Annotated in this window: 15 protein-coding genes; 9 read left to right on the top strand and 6 right to left on the bottom strand. The window is 67.3% G+C overall.

The features are described 5' to 3' along the window. Positions 1-10 precede the first annotated feature (10 nt). Positions 11-1,933 (bottom strand): ATP-binding cassette domain-containing protein, encoded by a 1,923-nt coding sequence (locus C935_RS0103360; RefSeq protein ID WP_018861100.1) that lies wholly within the window; start codon positions 1,931-1,933, stop codon positions 11-13. Positions 1,934-2,289: 356 nt separating this feature from the next. Continuing rightward, a complete protein-coding gene (locus C935_RS0103355) occupies positions 2,290-3,138 on the bottom strand; it encodes a universal stress protein (RefSeq protein ID WP_018861099.1) in 849 nt (282 codons plus the stop codon). 251 nt (positions 3,139-3,389) lie between these two features. Here C935_RS0103355 and C935_RS0103350 point away from each other — a divergent pair, with 251 nt between their 5' ends. The 7 genes from C935_RS0103350 to C935_RS0103320 all read left to right on the top strand — a co-directional run bounded on the left by C935_RS0103350 (position 3,390) and on the right by C935_RS0103320 (position 10,453). Continuing rightward, positions 3,390-5,228 (top strand): SLC13 family permease, encoded by a 1,839-nt coding sequence (locus C935_RS0103350; protein WP_018861098.1) that lies wholly within the window; start codon positions 3,390-3,392, stop codon positions 5,226-5,228. 49 nt (positions 5,229-5,277) lie between these two features. Then, positions 5,278-6,168, top strand: a complete 891-nt coding sequence (locus tag C935_RS0103345; RefSeq protein WP_018861097.1) for a phosphoribulokinase — start codon at positions 5,278-5,280, stop codon at positions 6,166-6,168. Positions 6,169-6,278: 110 nt separating this feature from the next. Continuing rightward, positions 6,279-6,737, top strand: a complete 459-nt coding sequence (locus C935_RS0103340) for a hypothetical protein (RefSeq protein WP_018861096.1) — start codon at positions 6,279-6,281, stop codon at positions 6,735-6,737. 17 nt (positions 6,738-6,754) lie between these two features. Then, positions 6,755-7,882 carry an FIST C-terminal domain-containing protein gene (locus C935_RS0103335; RefSeq protein WP_018861095.1) on the top strand — a complete coding sequence of 376 codons (1,128 nt, stop codon included), beginning with the start codon at positions 6,755-6,757 and terminating at the stop codon, positions 7,880-7,882. A gap of 14 nt (positions 7,883-7,896) precedes the next feature. Next, the gene (locus C935_RS0103330) at positions 7,897-8,931 is read left to right on the top strand and encodes an NADP(H)-dependent aldo-keto reductase (protein ID WP_018861094.1); all 1,035 of its coding nucleotides are present in this window, start codon (positions 7,897-7,899) and stop codon (positions 8,929-8,931) included. 11 nt (positions 8,932-8,942) lie between these two features. Beyond that, entirely contained in the window at positions 8,943-9,725 is a 783-nt protein-coding gene (locus tag C935_RS0103325) for a TatD family hydrolase (protein ID WP_018861093.1), read from the top strand. Beyond that, positions 9,722-10,453 carry a ThiF family adenylyltransferase gene (locus C935_RS0103320; protein ID WP_018861092.1) on the top strand — a complete coding sequence of 244 codons (732 nt, stop codon included), beginning with the start codon at positions 9,722-9,724 and terminating at the stop codon, positions 10,451-10,453. The genes C935_RS0103325 and C935_RS0103320 overlap by 4 nt, the downstream gene beginning before the upstream one ends. 157 nt (positions 10,454-10,610) lie before the next feature. Here the strand turns inward: C935_RS0103320 and C935_RS0103315 are convergent, their stop codons facing one another. From C935_RS0103315 to glyQ, 4 genes are all read right to left on the bottom strand, one after another. Further along, positions 10,611-11,252 carry a hypothetical protein gene (locus C935_RS0103315; RefSeq protein WP_018861091.1) on the bottom strand — a complete coding sequence of 214 codons (642 nt, stop codon included), beginning with the start codon at positions 11,250-11,252 and terminating at the stop codon, positions 10,611-10,613. Next, the gene (locus tag C935_RS0103310; protein WP_018861090.1) at positions 11,242-11,997 is read right to left on the bottom strand and encodes a 1-acyl-sn-glycerol-3-phosphate acyltransferase; all 756 of its coding nucleotides are present in this window, start codon (positions 11,995-11,997) and stop codon (positions 11,242-11,244) included. Before C935_RS0103310 ends, C935_RS0103315 begins: the two co-directional genes overlap by 11 nt. A gap of 9 nt (positions 11,998-12,006) precedes the next feature. Continuing rightward, a complete protein-coding gene (glyS, locus tag C935_RS0103305; protein WP_018861089.1) occupies positions 12,007-14,088 on the bottom strand; it encodes a glycine--tRNA ligase subunit beta in 2,082 nt (693 codons plus the stop codon). Positions 14,089-14,149: 61 nt separating this feature from the next. After that, complete coding sequence (glyQ, locus tag C935_RS0103300; RefSeq protein ID WP_018861088.1) at positions 14,150-15,094, bottom strand: glycine--tRNA ligase subunit alpha; 945 nt, start codon at positions 15,092-15,094, stop codon at positions 14,150-14,152. 86 nt (positions 15,095-15,180) lie between these two features. Between glyQ and C935_RS0103295 the strand changes: the two genes are divergently transcribed. Both C935_RS0103295 and glnA read left to right on the top strand, forming a co-directional pair. Further along, on the top strand, positions 15,181-16,452 hold the full coding sequence (locus C935_RS0103295; RefSeq protein ID WP_026278614.1) for a cation diffusion facilitator family transporter: 1,272 nt from the start codon (positions 15,181-15,183) through the stop codon (positions 16,450-16,452). A gap of 197 nt (positions 16,453-16,649) precedes the next feature. Next, on the top strand, positions 16,650-18,059 hold the full coding sequence (gene glnA, locus C935_RS0103290; RefSeq protein WP_018861086.1) for a glutamate--ammonia ligase: 1,410 nt from the start codon (positions 16,650-16,652) through the stop codon (positions 18,057-18,059). Positions 18,060-18,311: the final 252 nt, after the last annotated feature.

Raw genomic sequence — 18,311 nt, 5'->3', positions numbered from 1 at the left:
GCAGGAAGGATCAGGGTGATTCCAGCGCTTCCCAGCGCTCGAAGGCCACCGCCAGGTCACGTTCGACCTGCTCCAGCCGGGCCTGAAGCTCGCGCACCCGCTCGCCGTCGCGCAGCACCTCCGGGTCCGACAGGGCCTCGGCCAGCGACTGGTGCTCGTTTTCCAGCGCCTCGATCCGGCCCGGCAGCGCCTCCAGTTCGCGGGATTCCTTGTAAGAGAGCTTGCGGGCGCGGGGGGGCGCCGGTTCAGGGGCCGCAGGCGTCGACTCGGACGGGGCTCGAGCGGCTGGCGCGGGGGGAGTCTCCCTGACCCCGGTATCCGCTTCGCGGGTCAGCAGGCGCTGCGTGACGCGGGCGGGCAAATCCGACCAGCCGCCGACGAATTCCTCGACCGTGCCATCTCCCGGCAGTACCAGCGTGCTGGTGGCGACGTTGTCGAGGAAGGCGCGATCGTGGCTGACCACGATCACCGTGCCGGTGTACTCGATCAGCAGCTGCTCCAGCAGCTCGAGGGTCTCGACGTCCAGGTCGTTGGTGGGCTCGTCGAGCACCAGCAGATTGGCCGGGCGCAGGAACAGCTTGGCCAGCAGCAGCCGGTTGCGCTCGCCACCGGACAGGGCCGATACGGGCTGGCGCGCGCGCTCCGGCGGGAACAGGAAGTCCCCGAGATAGCTCAGCACATGCCGGGTCTCGCCGTTCACGGTGACCCGGTCACGGCCCTCGCCGACCGCATCCTGCACGGTCGTCGTCTCGTCGAGACGCGCCCGGGCCTGGTCGAAATAGGCGATCTCGAGCTGGGTACCCAGCTTCACCGTGCCGGCAAGCGGTGCCACCTGGCCCAGCAGCCCGCGCAGCAGCGTGGTCTTGCCGGCGCCATTCGGGCCAACAATGCCCAGGGCATCGCCGCGCTGGAGCAGCAGGTTCACGTCTCGTACCACCGGCTGGTCGCCGTAGCCGAAGTCCGCATGTTCCGCCTCGATCACCAGACGCCCGGAACGCTGCTCGGGGGACAGCTGCATGCGCACCTGCCCACTGCGCTCGCGGCGCTCGGCGCGCTTCTTGCGCAGGGCCTGAAGGGCGCGCACCCGGCCCTCGTTGCGGGTACGCCGCGCCTTGATGCCCTGGCGAATCCAGGCCTCCTCCTGTGCCAGCTTGCGATCGAACTCGGCGCGCTGGCGTGCCTCGACCTCGAGGCGCTCAGCCTGGCGCGTGCGGAAGGCCTCGATCGAGGGCGGATGTTCGTGCACCTTGCCGCGGTCCAGCTCCAGGATGCGGGTGGCGACCTGTTCCATGAACTGGCGATCGTGGCTAATGAACACCACCGTGAGCCCGCTCCCGCGCAGGAATTCCTCCAGCCAGCGGATCGCAGCCACATCCAGGTGGTTGGTCGGCTCGTCCAGCAGCAACAGCTGCGGTTCGCGCACTAGTTCGCGCGCCAGCCAGACGCGGCGCTTGAGCCCGCCGGAGAGCGCGCTGAAACCGGCGTCGGGGTCGAGCTCCAGGCGCGAGAGCGTCGTTTCGACCCGGTTCTGCAGGCTCCAGCCGTCGATCGCCTCGAGCCGGGCCTGGACCGGGCCCATCTTCTCCAGGGCCTCGGCATCCCCGCTGGCGGCGGCCTGACTCAGGTGATGAAAACGCTCCAGCAATTGCCCGGCATCGCCCAGCCCCTCGGCGACCACATCGAACACCGTCCCCTCGACCCCGGGCGGCAGCTCCTGGGTCAGCCAGGCGGTTGTCAGGCCGTCCTGGCGGACCACCTCGCCCGAATCCGGCTGGATCGCGCCCGCGATCACCTTGAGCAGGGTCGACTTGCCCTCGCCGTTGCGCCCGGCTACCGCCACGCGTTCACCGGGCTCCAGGCTCAGGTTCAGGCCATCCAGCAACGGCGCCATGCCATAGGCCAGGTGGATATCGCGCAGGGTCAGCAGAGCCATCGGGATCTAGGGAAACACTGATTCATGATACACGCTCGCGCTCGAGTCGCTTTTGCGTGCGAACAAGGCGCGGCGACTGCCGTGCAGTCATTCTGCACAAGGGAGCCGCAACGCCGTTCCCGCGCAAAAGCGGCCGAGCCCCTTGGGGTTGGTACCCCAGGTTCCCCGATCCTGCGTTGCGCCGCTTGCGGGTAGAGCCACTACCCGCTGCCCGACGCGCCTTGTCTCGGAAAACCTGGGGTGCCAACGCGAGTGTGTACATGAATCAGTGTTTCCCTAGAGGAATCCAGTTGAAGAACCCGGCAGGCGCCGAGCGAGAAGGGTTTCAGGGGCAGACGCGCCGCATCGACACGTGATCAGACGTTAGCGTTCTTGACCACCAGCACCGGGCATTCGGAACCGCCGATCACGCGTTCCGACACCGAGCCCATTAGCAAGCGCTTGAGACCGGTGCGTCCATGGCTGCCCACCACAATCAGGTCGCGGTTGTCCCGTCGCGCCAGATCAATCAGGGTGATTTCGGCTCGCCCCTCCTCGAAGGTCGCGTCCGCCGTAAGGCCCTGCTCGCGGGCCTCGCCCTGCAGGCGCTGAATTGCATCCACGCCCTCCTGACGACGCTCGTCGCTCTGGCCGGGCACGGCAACCGAAGCAATGGTGATCGGCAACTGGCAATGGCCGGCCAACTCGATGGCGGCCCGCGCGGCCTGGTCCCCCAACTCGGAGCCGTCGGTCCCAACCAGAAGACCGCGGTGCGGCGGCTGCGCGCCACGCGGAACGACCATGACGTTGCACGGTGCGGTGCCCACCACCTTGCGCGTCGCATCGCCGACCATCAGGCGCGCGAGATCGCTTCGGTCGCGGCGTCCGATCACGACCAGTCCGGCCTTGTATTCCTCGGCAATACCGACGATTTCCTTGTACCGATCGACCCCGTGGCGCAGGATCGGCGAGGCATCGACACCCAGCGCACGCGCCTTTTTCTCGATCGCGTCCAGGTCGCCCTGCGCCGCTACACTCGCATCGTGGCTGCGCCGGGGCGAGAGCGCGTCGTGCTGCGTATCCGTCTGAATAATGCGTGCGATGATCAGTCGGGCCCCGCAACGGTGAGCCAGATCCAGGCCAACGGCCTCGGCCGACGCACTGAACTCGGTCCCGTCGGTCGCGAGCACGACCGTCTCGAAACGGCAAAGCGGAGTGTCGGACATGGGGCGTCTCCCTGACGGTTTCTGCCCAGCATAACCGACCGGCCGGGATACGGCAGCCGGCATTTCGCGAACGGCGCAAGCGGCCCGGTTTTTGCGTCCGACCGCCCGGGATGAAATAATCCCGCGCTTTCAAGGGGTAGTGCTGGCGGTAACTGCCGCACCCTCGGCCAGCGGTCGAGGCCCTCCCGTCAGTCCCCTCGGCCCCGACCCTGCGCCGTCCGGCGCGGGTCTTCAGGACACGAACTCGATACATGGAAAACCTTACGCTGACCACCGAGATGATCGTGGTGCTCGCGCTTCTTGCGTTCACCATCTTCCTGTTTGTCACGGAGATCATCCGCGTGGACCTGGCCGCCATCTCGGTGATGGTGTTGCTCGGCCTGCTGACGCTGGTGCCCGGGCTCGGGCTGCTGGTCGCGCAGGACGAGCTGTTCAGCGGTTTTGCCTCCAACGCGGTGATCGCGATCATCGCGGTAATGATCATCGGGGCCGGACTGGACAAGACCGGCGTGATGCACAAAGTGGCCGCGTTCATCATGCGCGTGGGCGGCACCACCGAGAAGAGCATCATCCCGACCGTCTCCGGTACCGTCGGCGTGATCTCGAGCTTCATGCAGAACATTGGCGCGGCCGCTCTGTTCATGCCGGTGATGAGCCGGATCTCCAATCGCCTGGGCATTCCCCTGTCGCGACTGCTGATGCCGATGGGCTTCGCCGCGATCGTCGGCGGCACCATCACCCTGGTCGGCTCCAGTCCGCTGATCCTGCTGAACGACCTGCTGCCGTCGGACATGGAGCCCTTCCAGCTGTTCGACGTGACACCGATCGGGCTGGCGCTGCTGGTCACGGTGATCGTCTACTTCGTGGTGCTGGGCCGCTTCGTGCTGCCCTCGGTCAAGTCCAAGGCCACGCAGGGCGAGAGCGCGAAGGAGTATTTCCAGCGCGTCTACGGCCTGTCCTACGAGATCCACGAGGTGTTCGTGCCCGAGAAGGATCCGCTGGTCGGCCGTACTGTGGCCGAGATCGAGCGCGAGAGCGGGATCGCGATCGTCGGCACCTACAAGCACGACGAACTGCGCATGGCGCCCTGGACCGGCTACGAGATCCAGCCCAACTCGCATCTGGCCGTGCTGGCCAGCCCCGCACGCATGGAGAAGCTGTGCGCGGACACGCGCAAGCGCCCGACGACCCGCCTGGACGTGTTCGCGAACGCCCTGGATACCGGCCGCTCCGGGGTCGCCGAGGTCGCGATCGCGCCCGGCTCCAATCTCGCCGGCAAGACCGTAACCGAACTGGCCATGCGCCAGACCTACGGCCTGTCGGTGATGCGCATCCAGCGGGGCAGCGAGACCTTTGGCGAGGGCCTGCGCGACATCCCGCTGGAGATCGGGGACATCCTGGTGGTCCACTGCACCTGGGAGTCCCTTGCCCGCCTGGACAAGGATCGCGACTTTGTCGTGATCACCTCCGACTACCCGCACGAGGAACTGCGCCCTTCCAAGGTCCCGCATGCGCTGTTCTTCCTGGCGCTGACCGTCGGACTGATCCTGTTCACCGACATCATGCTGTCGGTGGCACTGCTGACCGGCGCACTGGGCATGATCCTGACCGGGGTCATCAGTATCGACGACGCCTACCGCTCGGTGAGCTGGAAGACCGTATTCCTGCTGGCCTCGCTGATACCATTGGGGATGGCGGTGGAAAACACCGGCACGGCCGCCTGGATTGCGCAGAACACGTTGGACTTGCTGGGGACCGTCCCGCCGTGGGTGTTGCAGGCGACGATCTTCGCGCTGGCCACGTTCTTTACCCTAGTCATGTCCAACGTCGGCGCCACCGTGCTGCTGGTCCCGCTGGCGATCAACTTCGCGGTCGCCGCCCAGGCCGCGGGCATGGACGCCGACCCGCGCGTGTTCGCGCTGACCGTGGCGATCGCCACCTCGAATTCCTTCCTGATCCCGACCCACCAGGTGAACGCCCTGATCATGGGCCCCGGCGGCTACCGGGTGAAGGACTACATGAAGGCCGGCGGTATCATGACGCTGCTGTTCGGTATCGTGGCCATGTTGATGCTCAATCTCGTTTTCTAAACTCGTCCGTACACTATTCGTCGCAAGAAGCTATGCAAGGAGAAACCCCATGTCGCAAAAACATCCCGTGATCGCGGTCACCGGCTCCTCGGGGGCCGGCACCTCCACCGTCAAGCGCTCGTTCGAGTCGATCTTCCGCCGCGAGCAGATCAACCCGGTCGTCATCGAGGGCGACAGCTTCCATCGCTATGACCGCAAGGCGATGAAGGAGGCCATGCAGAAGGCCGCCGACGAAGGCAACCACCACTTTTCGCACTTCGGTCCCGAGGCCAACCTGTTCGATCGCATCGAGGACCTGTTCAAGACCTACGGCGAAACCGGCCAGGGCCAGAAGCGCTACTACCTGCACTCCGACGAGGAAGCGGCCGCCCACAACGAGCGTCTCGGCACCAACCTCGGCCCGGGCGAGTTCACCCCCTGGGAAGAGATCCAGCCGGGCACCGACCTGATGTTCTACGAAGGCCTGCACGGCCTGGTCGTGAACGGTGACGTGAACGCCGCGCAGCACGTGGACCTGGGCATCGGCGTGGTGCCGATCGTGAATCTCGAGTGGATCCAGAAGATCTTCCGCGACAACGCCGAACGCGGCTATTCCGCCGAGGCCATCGTGGACACGATCCTGCGTCGCATGCCGGACTACGTGAACTACATCACCCCGCAGTTCGGCTACACCGACATCAACTTCCAGCGCGTGCCGACGGTGGACACCTCCAACCCGTTCATCGCCCGAGACATCCCCACCCCGGACGAGAGCATGGTGGTAATCCGCTTCAAGGAGCCGAAGAAGTTCGGCGTGGACTTCCCCTATCTGCTGAACATGCTGCCCGACTCCTTCATGTCCAGGCCGAACACCATCGTGGTACCCGGCGGCAAGATGAGCTTTGCGATGGAGGTCATCCTCGCCCCGATCATCCATGACATGCTGAAGAGTCGCGGCTGATCGCAGCACCGTATCGACGGTGTCCAAGCCCCGCTCCGGCGGGGCTTTTTTGTGGTCGCCGACGGTTGGGCTAGCATTCCGGCCATCCCACTTGGACTCATGGAGTTGCCGTGTTCGGACTGTTCGGGCCGCGCCCCGCGCAACAGATGGAGCGCTTTCGCAGCCGCTATACCGGCCGCTCGCTGATTGTGCACCAGGGCTTCGAGGGCGACTGGCTGGAGGAACTGCTGAAGCAGCCCGGCGGCGGCGGGCACTTCCGCATCGACAGTCGCCGCCTGCCGGCGCGGCGCCCCACGCCGATCGAGTGGCTGGTACAGACCCATGTGCTGCCCCTGGCGCTGCCCCAGCCGCTGTATCTGGACATCCGCGAGGACGCGATCCTCGCGCGCCACCTGACGCGGGGTGAACGCGCGGTCCATCCCTCCGAAATCGCCTGGTTCCTGGAAGAGCTGGACACCCGCCACCATGCCCGCCTGGCGTTCAAGGAGAACGACCAGATGACCGTCCAGCGCGGCATCCCCGAAACCGACAACGAGGCCCTCAGCATGCTGGAGCAGCTGGGGCTTTGATGGAGTCCTGAACGTTGATGGAACGCTTTGTCAGTACCGCCGCCAGCGGCAGTGACCCGCGCGCCCTCGCCGCGGAACTGATCCAGGGGCTGGGCCCGCTGCCGCCCCGGGACCCGGAGACCGTGCGCGTAGGGTTCATCTACGTGTCGGACGCACTGGCCCGCAATGCCCGGCTGGTCATGGACACGCTACGCAAGGAACTCGGGGTGGACCATTTCGTCGGCGGCATGGGCATGGCAGTGATCGGGCCGACCCAGGAATTCTACGAGAACCCGGCGATTACCCTGATGATCGGCGACTTCCCGGCCGGTTCCACGCGCGTGATCCAGCGTCCGGTCCACAGCCTGGACGAGCTGAAGCAGGCCCTGGACGGCTTCCTCGACCCCGCCACCCCGGGGCGCCTGCTGCTTAATGCCGATCCACGCATGGAGGGTGTCGAGGCCGTGCTGACCGAGATCGGCGACCAGACCGCCTGGTTCGCGACCGGCGGTATCCACTCCGGCGAGGAGGGGGCTGTGCAGATCGCCGATGGTGTGGTCGCGTCAGGCATCACCGGGCTCGCGCTGCGCGACGATGTCGCGATTGCCGCACGCCACAGCCAGGGCTGTACCCCGCTGCCCGGCCAGCACGAGCTGACCGAGACCTGGCGCAACATCATCGTCCAGCTGGATGGTCAGCGAGCACTGCCAGCATTCAAGGGCATCATCGGCGATGTCCTGTCGCGCGACCTGGAGCGGGCGCTGGGGTACATCCTGGTCGGCTTCCCGATCCCCGGCTCGGACACCGGCGACTACCGGGTCCGCAACATCATCGGCGTGGACCTCGACCAGCAGGTGCTCGCGGTCGGCGAATTGCTGGAGCCCGGACAGAAGATCCTGTTCGTGCGCCGCGACGGCCAGGCCGCCCGCGACGACCTTGAGCGCATGCTGGAGCAGATTCGCACCCAGGCCCCGAACGGGATCCGCGGGGCGATCTATGTCTCCTGCATCGGGCGCGGGCGCCATCAGTTCGGCCAGGAGGGCGCGGAACTGGCAATCGTCCAGCAGGGTCTGGGGGATGTACCCCTGGTCGGCTTCTTCGCCAATGGCGAGATCTTCGCCAACCGCCTGTACGGCTACACCGGGGTCCTCACCCTGTTCACCTGAACCAAGGGACTGACATGCAATACCGCAAACTGGGACGTACCGACATCGAGGTCAGCCTGATCGGCCTGGGCACGATGACCTGGGGCGAGCAGAACACCGAGGCCGAAGCCCACGAGCAGCTGGACTACGCGCTCGGCCAGGGCGTGAATCTGATCGATGCCGCCGAGATGTACCCGGTGCCGCCGCGCGAGGAGACCCAGGGGCTGACCGAGAGCTACATCGGCAACTGGCTGGCCAAGACCGGCAACCGCGACCGCGTGGTTCTGGCCAGCAAGGTCGCCGGCCCCGGCATGATCGACTACCTGCGCGGCGGCCCGCAGCTGAACCGCGAACACATCGAGCAGGCCCTGAACGACAGCCTGAAGCGTCTGCAGACCGACTACCTGGACCTCTACCAGGTCCACTGGCCGACGCGCGCCACCAACTTCTTCGGCCAGCTCGGCTACGTCCACAAGCCGGACGCAAGCGCGACCCCGATCGAGGAGACCGCGGCCGCGCTGAAGGCCCTGGTCGAGAGCGGCCGCGTGCGCACCATCGGCATCTCCAACGAGACCCCGTGGGGGTTCATGGAATGGATCCGCGCCCATGACCGCGGCCTGTCCGAGCGCATCGTCTCCATCCAGAACCCCTACAATCTGCTCAACCGCAGCTTCGAGGCGGGGCTGGCCGAGATGGCCATCCGCGAGGATGCCGGCCTGCTGGCCTATTCGCCGCTGGCCTTCGGCATGCTCTCCGGCAAGTACCTGGACGGCGCGAAGCCCGCGGGGGCGCGCCTGACGCTGTTCGAGCGCTTCCAGCGTTACAGCAACGAATCCGGCCTGGCCGCGACCGCGGAGTACGCGCGCCTGGCGCGCGAACACGGCCTGACCCCGTCCCAGCTGGCGCTGGCCTTCATCAACCAGCAGCCCTTCGTGACCAGCAACCTGATCGGGGCGACCACCATGGAGCAGCTGCGCGAGAACATCGCGACCGTCGACATCACCCTGTCCGATGCCGTGCTGGAGGCCATCGAGGCCATCCACGCCCGCTATACCTACCCCTGTCCGTAGGACCACCGCCGGTGCACCTGATCGATACGCATGTCCACCTGGACCTGGACGCGTTCGATCCGGATCGCCCGGCGGTGCTGGACCGCGCCCGCGCCGCCGGGGTGCGGGAACTGGTCCTGCCCGGCGTCACCCGCACGCGCTGGCCGGACCTCGACGCCCTGCACCGCCAGCACGCGGGTCTGCATGTCGCCTACGGCCTGCACCCGATCTTCCTGCAGAACCATGCGGACGCGGACCTCGAAGCCCTGGAGGCCTGGCTGGATAAGCACCCGGAGACCATCGCAGTCGGCGAGATCGGGCTGGACGGCTATCAGGAGGGTCTCGATTGGGACCGCCAGTGGCGGTTCTACACGCGGCAGCTGGCCATCGCCCGCGAACGCAACCTGCCGGTGATCATCCACAGCCGGCGCGCGCTGGACGCGGTGCTCAAGGGCCTGCGCGAGCACCCCGGCGTGACCGGCATCCTGCATGCCTTTATCGGCTCGCCGCAGCAGGCCCGGCAGGCGGCGGATCTCGGCTGCTGCCTGGGCATCGGCGGGCCGGTGACCTACGAGCGGGCGAAACGACTGCACCGCGTGGTGCGCGAGGCCCCGCTGGAGGCACTGGTGGTGGAGACCGATGCCCCGGACCAGCCACTGGCCGGACACCAGGGCGAGCGCAACGAACCGATGATGACCGCCGAGGTGAACCGCCATCTGGCCCGCCTGCGGGACATCGACCCGGCCGAGATGGCTATAATCACGTCACAAAACGCACGCCGGGTCCTCCGGCTCCCGAGCGACCCGGATTCATGAGCACGTCCAACAATCCCTACAGCGAACGCACCGACCTCCTGCTGGGTCCCGATGTCACCGCCGGCCTGCGCGACCGGCATGTGTTCATTGCCGGGCTGGGCGGCGTCGGGAGCTATGCCGCCGAGGCCATTGCGCGCGCCGGAGTAGGACGCATGACCCTGGTGGATCACGACGTCGTCGCCGCCTCCAACCTGAACCGCCAGCTGGTCGCGCTGCGCTCCACCCTGGACCAGCCCAAGACCGCGGTAATGGAGGCCCGCATCCGCGACATCGACCCGGAGATCGAGCTGACCATCCAGCGCGAGTTCCTGCGCCCGGACAGCATCGTCGACCTGGTGCCGGAAGATGCCGACTTCGTGCTCGACGCGATCGACTCCATCGCCTGCAAGGCGGCGCTGGTGGCCGGGGCCCAGCGCCGCGGCCAGGCGGTGATCTCCAGCATGGGGGCCGGCGGGCGCATCGACCCCACGGCCGTGCGAGTCGGCCCGCTGGAGTCCACCCGCGTATGTCCGCTGGCGCGGCAGATGCGCAAGAACCTGCGCCGCATGGACGCGCGGCTCGACTACCCCGTGGTGTTCTCGATCGAGCAGCCGCGCAAGGGCACCGAACACCGGCCGGTCGAGGGCGGCCGCCCGCGCTCGGTCAACGGCACGATCTCCTACCTGCCCGCGATCTTCGGCCTGACCGCCGCCGGCCACGTGATCCAGACCCTGATCGCCCGCGCCTGACCGCCATACACGGCTCGCTCCGTCAGACCCCTGCGCCCACAAGTATCGTCCTGCCCTGTGGGAGCTCAGCCCCCTGAGCGATACGGCGCGGCCCGACCCCATCGACCAGAGGGCTGAGCTCCCACAGGCCAGGACAACCCAACCCCCTACGAAGATGCTATTCGTCGAAGACCGCCTCGATGCGGGCCTGGATATGCTGGTCGGCGTCCGGGCCGTACTGCGTGCTGGCCGGGTCGAAGCGGTCGCAGAAGGCGTAGGCAAACTTCAGGTCCTTCACGCCCAGGGCGCCGAACAGGCGCGCCTCGAAGGAGTGATCCTCCGGCGTCTGGATCAGCGTGGGCCAGCCATCCTCCCCCGGTGCCAGCGCCGGGCCGAAGAACACGACCCCCGGCAGATTCTTCAGGCGCAGGGCACAGGTACCCTCGGTCACCCCGGCCATCGGCAGGAAATCAATGGTGCGCGACAGCCGCTGCTTGCGGTTGAAGGCGATATCGATCTCGCCGCCGGCGGCACGGATCGCCGGGGCCTCGGCCTCGAACGCCAGGGTCTCAAGGCCAGCCGCCCGCCAGGCATCCAGGTCCTGCGCGCCATGGCGGCTGGGCAGGAACAGGTAGGCGGGCTTCGTGACCGCCCGAATCGCCTCCAGCAGGGAGTCGGAGTAGGCCGGGGCATTGACCAGCACACCCCCCAGCTCGCGATCGTCGATCAGCCAGACGGCCGGGTCCGAGTCGCCCACGCGGTAGATGCTGCGGTCACGCAACTCGACCAGCGGGGCACTGATCAGCGGTTCACTGCCCATGCGACTCCTCCGACGACGGTTTGGCGGGACGCGGCTCGATCCCGGCCATGGTGGCCTCGATCCATTCCTCGGCCTCGCTTAGCACCTCGACCGGCTTGCGCCCGGCGGTCTCGATCGGCGGGCCGACCACCACCTCGATGGTGCCGGGGTAGCGCCGAAGGCCCTTTTTCGGCCAGAAGCTGCCGCTGTTGAGCGCCACCGGCAGCACCGGATAGCCGGTGCGTGCCGCCAGTATCGCGCCGCCCTGGCGGTAGCGGCCGTGCTCGCCCGGAGCCACGCGCGTGCCCTCGGGGAAGACGATCACCCAGCGGCCCTGGTCCAGGCGCTGCTGGCCCTCCGCAACCAGGTTCTCCAGGGCCTGGCGCCCGGCCTCGCGGTCGATCGGGACCGGGTCCAGCATGGCCAGCGTCCAGCCGAACAGGGGGATGCGCATCAGCTCGCGCTTGAGCACCCAGGTTTGCATCGGAAAGATCGCAACATAGGCGACCGTCTCCCACGCGGACTGGTGCTTGGAGAGCACCACATGCGGTCGCGAGGAGTCGATGTGCTCGGCTCCTCGCACCCGGTAATCCAGCCCGCAGGTGATGCGCAGCCACCAGACGTTGAAACGCCCCCACTGGGTCAGAACGCGATAGCGCATCGGGCGTGAGAGCGGCCAGATCAGCGGCGGGACCAGCAGGCCGAACACCAGCGTGGAGCCGATGAACCCGAACTGGAACAGGAGGCCACGGATCAGGGGGAGCATGCGGCGGCGCTATCCCGTGGCCAGGCGGCCGATGTCGGCCACGGTCTCGAAGGCGCGGCGCAGTTCGCGCAGCAGGGCCAGACGGTTGCGCCGCTCGGCGGCATCCTCGGCCATCACCATCACCTGGTCGAAAAAGGTATCGACACGATCACGCAGGCTCGCCAGCTCGCCCAGGGCATGCAGGTAGTCGCCGTCGGCCACCGCCTGCTCGACCCCCGGCCGCACCGCCTGCAGGCCCTGGTAAAGCTGACGCTCCTCGTCCAGCGCCAGGGCCTCGGGATCGAGGTCGGCCTCGGCCTCCTCGCCGGCCTTGCGCAGCAGGTTATGGATGCGCTTGTTCGCCGCGGCCAGGGCCTCGGCCTCCGGGCGCTCGCGGAACAAGCTGACCGCGCGCACGCGGCGGACGAAGTCCAGCGGCGTATCGGGCGCGACCGCGGCCACCGCCTCGATGGTCTCGTGTGCCTGGCCCTGCTCCAGCAGGTAGCCGCGCAGACGCTCCAGGATGTACTCGCGTACCGGCTCCACCGCCTGGTCGGCCTCCGGCACGCGGTCGCGGATCGGCTCGGCCGCCGCCTGCAGCAGCGGGGTCAGGGCCAGCGGCAACTCGCGCTCGACCAGGATGCGCACCAGTCCCAGCGCGGCGCGGCGCAGGGCGAACGGGTCCTTGGTGCCCGTGGGCTGCTTGCCGATCGCGAAGATCCCGACCAGCGTATCCAGTCGGTCCGCCAGTGCCAGGGCCTGGGCCAGTGGGACATCCGGTAGTTCCGAGCCGGACTGGCGTGGCCAGTAGTGCTGCTCGATCGCGGCCGCGACCGCGTCGTCCTCGCGGTCGTGCAGGGCGTAGTAGCGGCCCATCGTGCCCTGCAGCTCGGTGAACTCGAACACCATCTGGGTGACCAGATCGCACTTGGCCAGGCGCGCAGCGCGCGCGGCCAGCCCGGCATCCAGCCCCATCAGGCCGGCCAGGCGCTGCATCAGGGCCTCCAGCCGCACGGACTTGTCGCGCAGCGTGCCCAGACGCTTCTCGAACACCACGGAGTCCAGCGCGTCCAGCCGTTCCTCCAGGCGCTTCTTGCGGTCCTGCTGCCAGAAGAATTCGGCATCGGCGAAGCGCGGGCGCAGCACGCGCTCGTTGCCGTCGCGCACCGCGTGCGGGTCGCGCGACTCGATATTGCTGATCACGATGAAGTGCGGCTGCATGCGCCCGGCCTCGTCGACCACCGGGAAGTATTTCTGGTTGTCCTGCATCGTGGAGATCAGCGCCTCCTGCGGGACATCCAGGAAACGCGGGTCGAAGCCGCCGGTCAGGGCCACCGGCCACTCCACCAGCGCGGTCACCTCGTCCAGCAGGTCGGCATCCACCAGTGCGCGCCCGCCCAGGGCCTTGGCCTGTTCGTGCACCTGCGCGAGGATATTCTCGCGCCGCGCCTCGAACGACGGCTCGACAAAGCCGGGGCTGCGCAGCCGTTCGGCGTAGTCGTTGCCGCGCTTGAGTTCCAGCGCGCCGGGCTGATGGAAGCGGTGGCCATGGGTGGCCCGTCCGGAGGTCTGCTCCAGCACCGTCAGCTCCAGCACCTCGGTCCCGTGCAGCACGACCAGCCAGTGCGCAGGACGCACGAATTCGGTGCGACTGCTTCCCCAGCGCATGCGCTTGGGCGTGGGCAGGGCCTCCAGCGCGGCCTCCAGCATCTCCGGCAGCAGTTCGCCCAGGGCGCGGCCCGGCTGCATCTGGCGGAAGACCAGGTATTCGCCCTTGTCGGTGGTCTCGCGCTCCAGGCGCTCGACCTCCACGCCGCAGGAGCGGGCAAAGCCCAGCACCGCCTTCGTCGGCTCGCCGGCGGCGTCGAAGGCGGCGGCCACGGCCGGGCCGCGACGCTCCTGGAGCTGGTCCGGCTGGCGCGCGGGCACGTCGGGGAACAGCACGGCCAGCCGCCGCGGGGTGGCGAAGGCCTCGGGTGCGCCCGGTTCCAGACCGGCCTCGCGCAGGCGGGTGGCCAGGCCCTCGGCCAGGGCATCACGCAGGCGCGGCAGGGCGGTGGGGGGCAGCTCCTCGGTGCCGAGTTCGATCAGGAGTTCGCGGGCTTCAGCCATGTCGGGTCCGTGTCGGGTCCATCACGACCGCGCGCAAGGGCGCGCGATCCGGGAAGAGGGTTCAGGCGGCGTCGGGCTTGTTGGTGTCGTCGTCGGCGCACAGCGGGAAGCCCAGGGCCTCGCGCGACTCGTAGTACTTCTGGGCGACGTTTCGCGACAGCTCGCGCACACGCAGGATGTAGCGCTGGCGCTCGGTGACCGAGATCGCGCCGCGGGCATCCAGGAGGTTGAAGCTGTGCGAGGCGCGCAGCATCTGTTCGTAGGCCGGCAGCGGCAGGCCCAGCTCGATCATGCGGTCGCTCTCGTTCGCATGCTGATCGAAGGCGGCGAACAGGGCATCGCGATCGGCGTGCTCGAAGTTGTAGGCGGACTGCTCCACCTCGTTCTGGTGATAGACATCCCCGTAGGTCACCGGGCGGTCGTCCGGGCCGACGGTCCAGACCAGGTCGAACACGCTCTCCACCCCCTGCAGGTACATCGCCAGACGCTCCAGCCCGTAGGTGATCTCGCCGGAGACCGGGTGGCAGTCCAGCCCGCCCACCTGCTGGAAGTAGGTGAACTGGGTGACCTCCATGCCGTTCAGCCAGACCTCCCAGCCCAGGCCCCAGGCACCGAGGGTCGGGGATTCCCAGTTGTCCTCGACGAAGCGCACGTCGTGGGTGAGCGTGTCGAAGCCCAGCGCCTCCAGGGAGCCGAGGTAGAGATCCTGGATGTCCGGTGGCGACGGCTTCAGCAGCACCTGGAACTGGTAGTAGTGCTGCAGGCGGTTGGGGTTGTCGCCGTAGCGCCCGTCGGTCGGACGGCGGCTGGGCTGCACATAGGCCGCACGCCACGGCTCCGGCCCGATCGAGCGCAGGAAGGTCGCCGGATGAAAGGTGCCGGCCCCCATCTCCATGTCGTAGGGCTGCAGGACCACGCAGCCGTGGTCGTTCCAGTAGTCCTGCAAGCGACGGATCAGGTCCTGGAAGGTCGGGCGGCTGCTGGACGGATTGCGTTCTTGCGACATGCGGGGTCCCGGATCAGGGCAAAGCAGACAGTATATCGGCCGGGCTCCGGCTGCGGCCACCGCTGACGGCCGTGCAAGCGTCTTGCATGTGGCGGAAGCACGCCCATACTGGGGTCTGGATTCTCTTCGGGAGAGCCGCCCTGAGCAATCCCCACGCCAACTCCGAAACCGCAGTCACGCCAGAAAACGGCCGGCGCTACCGTGCCACGCGCCGGGTGACCGTTGTGGGTGCGGTGGTGAATGCCTTCCTCGCCCTGGCACAGCTTTTGAGCGGATGGCTGCTGAACTCGCAGGCCCTGATCGCCGACGGCGTACACACCCTGTCGGACCTGATCACCGATGGTGTGGTGCTGTTCGCCGCCGGCAAGGCCGCCGCCTCGCCCGACCATGACCACCCCTACGGACACGGGCGCATCGAGACCCTGGCCACCGTGGTCGTCGGCGTGTTTCTGGCGCTGGCCGGCCTCGGGATCGCCTGGGCCGCGGGGCAACGGCTGGTGGATACCGCAGCCGCGACCGGACCGGCCCCGGCCGCGCTCGCCTTTGCGGTGCTGACGCTGGTGGCCAAAGAAGGGCTTTATCAGTACACCCACCGGGTCGCGAAACGGATCGGGTCGCGCATGCTGGATGCCAACGCCTGGCACCACCGCACGGATGCGATCTCGTCGCTGTTCGTGCTGGTCGGGGTCGGAGCCGCGGTCGCAGGCTTCCCGTGGGCCGACGCCCTGGCCGCGCTGATCGTCGCCCTGTTCATCCTGCATATCGCCGGACGCCTGATCGTACGCAGCGCCGCCGAACTGATCGACACGGCACTGGACCGGGACGAGGTCCTGCGCATCCATCACACCATCATGGAAGTGCCCGGGGTGAAGGATGCGCACATGTTGCGCACGCGGCGTCACGGGAGCGACGTGGTCGCCGATGTGCATATTCAGGTCGCCCCGATGATCTCGGTTTCCGAAGGGCACCGGATCGCCGATGCTGTGTACTGGGCCGTCACGCAGCGCCACGAGCGCCTGCGCGATTTTACCGTTCACGTTGACCCGGAGAACGACGAGGAGCAGGCGCGCAGCTCGAATCTGCCCCTGCGTCCGGATGTCGCCGAAGCGGTGCGCGAGGCCTGGATGGATGCCCCGGAGCTGGAGTCGCTGGAGCACCTTTCCCTGCACTATTTGAACGGGCGTATTCACCTGACCCTGACCCTGCGCCTTGACGGGGCATCTTCGCTTGCGGACCTGAACGCGCGTGGCGAGACCCTGTCACAGTTGCTGCAAGGCCACCCGCGCCTCAAGGGGCGGTTGGGCGAGGTGAAGATCCTCTACCGCCCGTGCACTACAGGTGTGCAACAAAAGCCTTGATGCACTAATGTGGTGCCAATGTCGCACGGATATCGTGCAACGCCACGTTCGGCGCTCGTCTGGCAGGCCCTGGACCTCCGTCACAGGGCCATCCGGGCGAAGTGGCATGATGCCTGCATAGAACCGCTTCAACGCCGCCCGACCTCGAATCGATGCGGCGAATCCAAAGACCAAGAGCAAACCTTAAGGAGACTCCCATGTCCGCAGCCGACGTGCTGAAGCAGATCCAGGAAAAGGAAGTGCGCTTCATCGACTTCCGCTTCACCGACTCCAAGGGCAAGGAACAGCATGTAACCGTGCCGGCCCATGACCTCGACGAAGAGTCTTTCGAGGAAGGCAAGATGTTCGACGGGTCGTCGATCTCCGGCTGGAAGGGCATCAACGAATCCGACATGATCCTGATGCCGGACGCGGAATCCGCGGTCATCGATCCGTTCTTCGAGGACATGACCATGAACATTCGCTGCGACGTGGTCGAACCGGCCACCATGCAGGGCTACGACCGCTGCCCACGCTCCCTGGCGCGCCGTGCCGAGGCCTACCTGCAGAGCACCGGCATCGCCGACACCGCGCTGTTCGGTCCGGAGAACGAATTCTTCGTGTTCGACGACGTGAAATGGGGTGCCGACCTTTCCGGCTCCTACTGCCGAGTGGACTCCTCCGAGGCCTCCTGGAACTCCGAGCGCGTCTACGAGGACGGCAACATCGGCCACCGCCCGGGCGTGAAGGGCGGCTATTTCCCGGTCCCGCCGGTCGACAGCCTGCACGACCTGCGCTCGACCATGTGCGAAGTGATGACCGAGATGGGCCTCGTGACCGAGGTGCACCACCACGAGGTGGCCACCGCTGGCCAGTGCGAGATCGGTGTCGGCCCCGCGACGCTGACCCAGAAGGCCGACGAGGTTCAGGTCCTGAAGTATGTGGTGCAGAACGTTGCCCACATGCACGGCAAGACCGCGACCTTCATGCCCAAGCCGATCGTCGGCGACAACGGCTCCGGCATGCACGTGCACCAGTCGCTGTCCAAGGACGGCAAGAACCTGTTCTCCGGTGACCTGTACGGCGGCCTGTCCGAGACCGCGCTGTACTACATCGGCGGCATCATCAAGCACGCCCGCTCGCTGAACGCCTTCACCAACCCGTCCACCAACAGCTACAAGCGTCTGGTGCCGGGCTTCGAGGCGCCGGTGATGCTGGCCTACTCCGCGCGCAACCGTTCCGCGTCGTTGCGCATCCCGTTCGTGATGAGCCCGAAGGCCCGCCGCATCGAGCTGCGCTTCCCGGACTCCACCGCCAACCCGTATCTGGCGTTCGCCGCGATGCTGATGGCCGGTCTGGACGGTATCCAGAACAAGATCCACCCGGGCGACGCGATGGACAAGAACCTCTACGACCTGCCGCCGGAAGAGGAAAAGGGCATCCCGCAGGTCTGCCATTCGCTCGACCAGGCGCTGGAAGCCCTGAACCAGGACCGCGAGTACCTGACCCAGGGTGGAGTGTTCACCGACGACATGATCGATGCCTACATCGACCTGAAGATGGAAGAAGTCACGCGCATGCGCATGACCACCCACCCGGTCGAGTTCGACATGTACTTCAGCCTGTAAGGCATCCGCTTCCGGCCCCTCGGGGCCAGAGGCACTGGCCGCCGCGACCTCCGGGTCCGGCGGCTTTTTTGTGCGCGGGATCCGACCCGACCGCGTTTCAGCGACCGGGAAACGCTGATTTATCGGCGTTTCCCGGCGGCACAGGTACGTGCCGCCGGAACCGGCCACCGTAGTGGTTGGTTCCGAAGCAAGCCGCAAACCCCCTTTACCCGTGCAAAGACATACAGAACGTTGTAGCGCCGCGTGCGGCTC

The sequence above is a fragment of the Thioalkalivibrio sp. ALJ3 genome (assembly GCF_000377205.1).
Taxonomy (GTDB): domain Bacteria; phylum Pseudomonadota; class Gammaproteobacteria; order Ectothiorhodospirales; family Ectothiorhodospiraceae; genus Thioalkalivibrio.
Note: the sequence above shows the minus strand (reverse complement) of the source record. Positions and strands in the feature narration are given on the sequence as shown.

Coding starts and splice junctions, on each gene's coding strand:
- C935_RS0103360 (WP_018861100.1), bottom strand. CDS start 1,933: ATGGCTCTGCTGACCCTGCGCGATATCCACCTGGCCTATGGCATGGCG.
- C935_RS0103355 (WP_018861099.1), bottom strand. CDS start 3,138: ATGTCCGACACTCCGCTTTGCCGTTTCGAGACGGTCGTGCTCGCGACC.
- C935_RS0103350 (WP_018861098.1), top strand. CDS start 3,390: ATGGAAAACCTTACGCTGACCACCGAGATGATCGTGGTGCTCGCGCTT.
- C935_RS0103345 (WP_018861097.1), top strand. CDS start 5,278: ATGTCGCAAAAACATCCCGTGATCGCGGTCACCGGCTCCTCGGGGGCC.
- C935_RS0103335 (WP_018861095.1), top strand. CDS start 6,755: ATGGAACGCTTTGTCAGTACCGCCGCCAGCGGCAGTGACCCGCGCGCC.
- C935_RS0103330 (WP_018861094.1), top strand. CDS start 7,897: ATGCAATACCGCAAACTGGGACGTACCGACATCGAGGTCAGCCTGATC.
- C935_RS0103320 (WP_018861092.1), top strand. CDS start 9,722: ATGAGCACGTCCAACAATCCCTACAGCGAACGCACCGACCTCCTGCTG.
- C935_RS0103315 (WP_018861091.1), bottom strand. CDS start 11,252: ATGGGCAGTGAACCGCTGATCAGTGCCCCGCTGGTCGAGTTGCGTGAC.
- C935_RS0103310 (WP_018861090.1), bottom strand. CDS start 11,997: ATGCTCCCCCTGATCCGTGGCCTCCTGTTCCAGTTCGGGTTCATCGGC.
- glyS (WP_018861089.1), bottom strand. CDS start 14,088: ATGGCTGAAGCCCGCGAACTCCTGATCGAACTCGGCACCGAGGAGCTG.
- glyQ (WP_018861088.1), bottom strand. CDS start 15,094: ATGTCGCAAGAACGCAATCCGTCCAGCAGCCGCCCGACCTTCCAGGAC.
- C935_RS0103295 (WP_026278614.1), top strand. CDS start 15,181: ATGTGGCGGAAGCACGCCCATACTGGGGTCTGGATTCTCTTCGGGAGA.
- glnA (WP_018861086.1), top strand. CDS start 16,650: ATGTCCGCAGCCGACGTGCTGAAGCAGATCCAGGAAAAGGAAGTGCGC.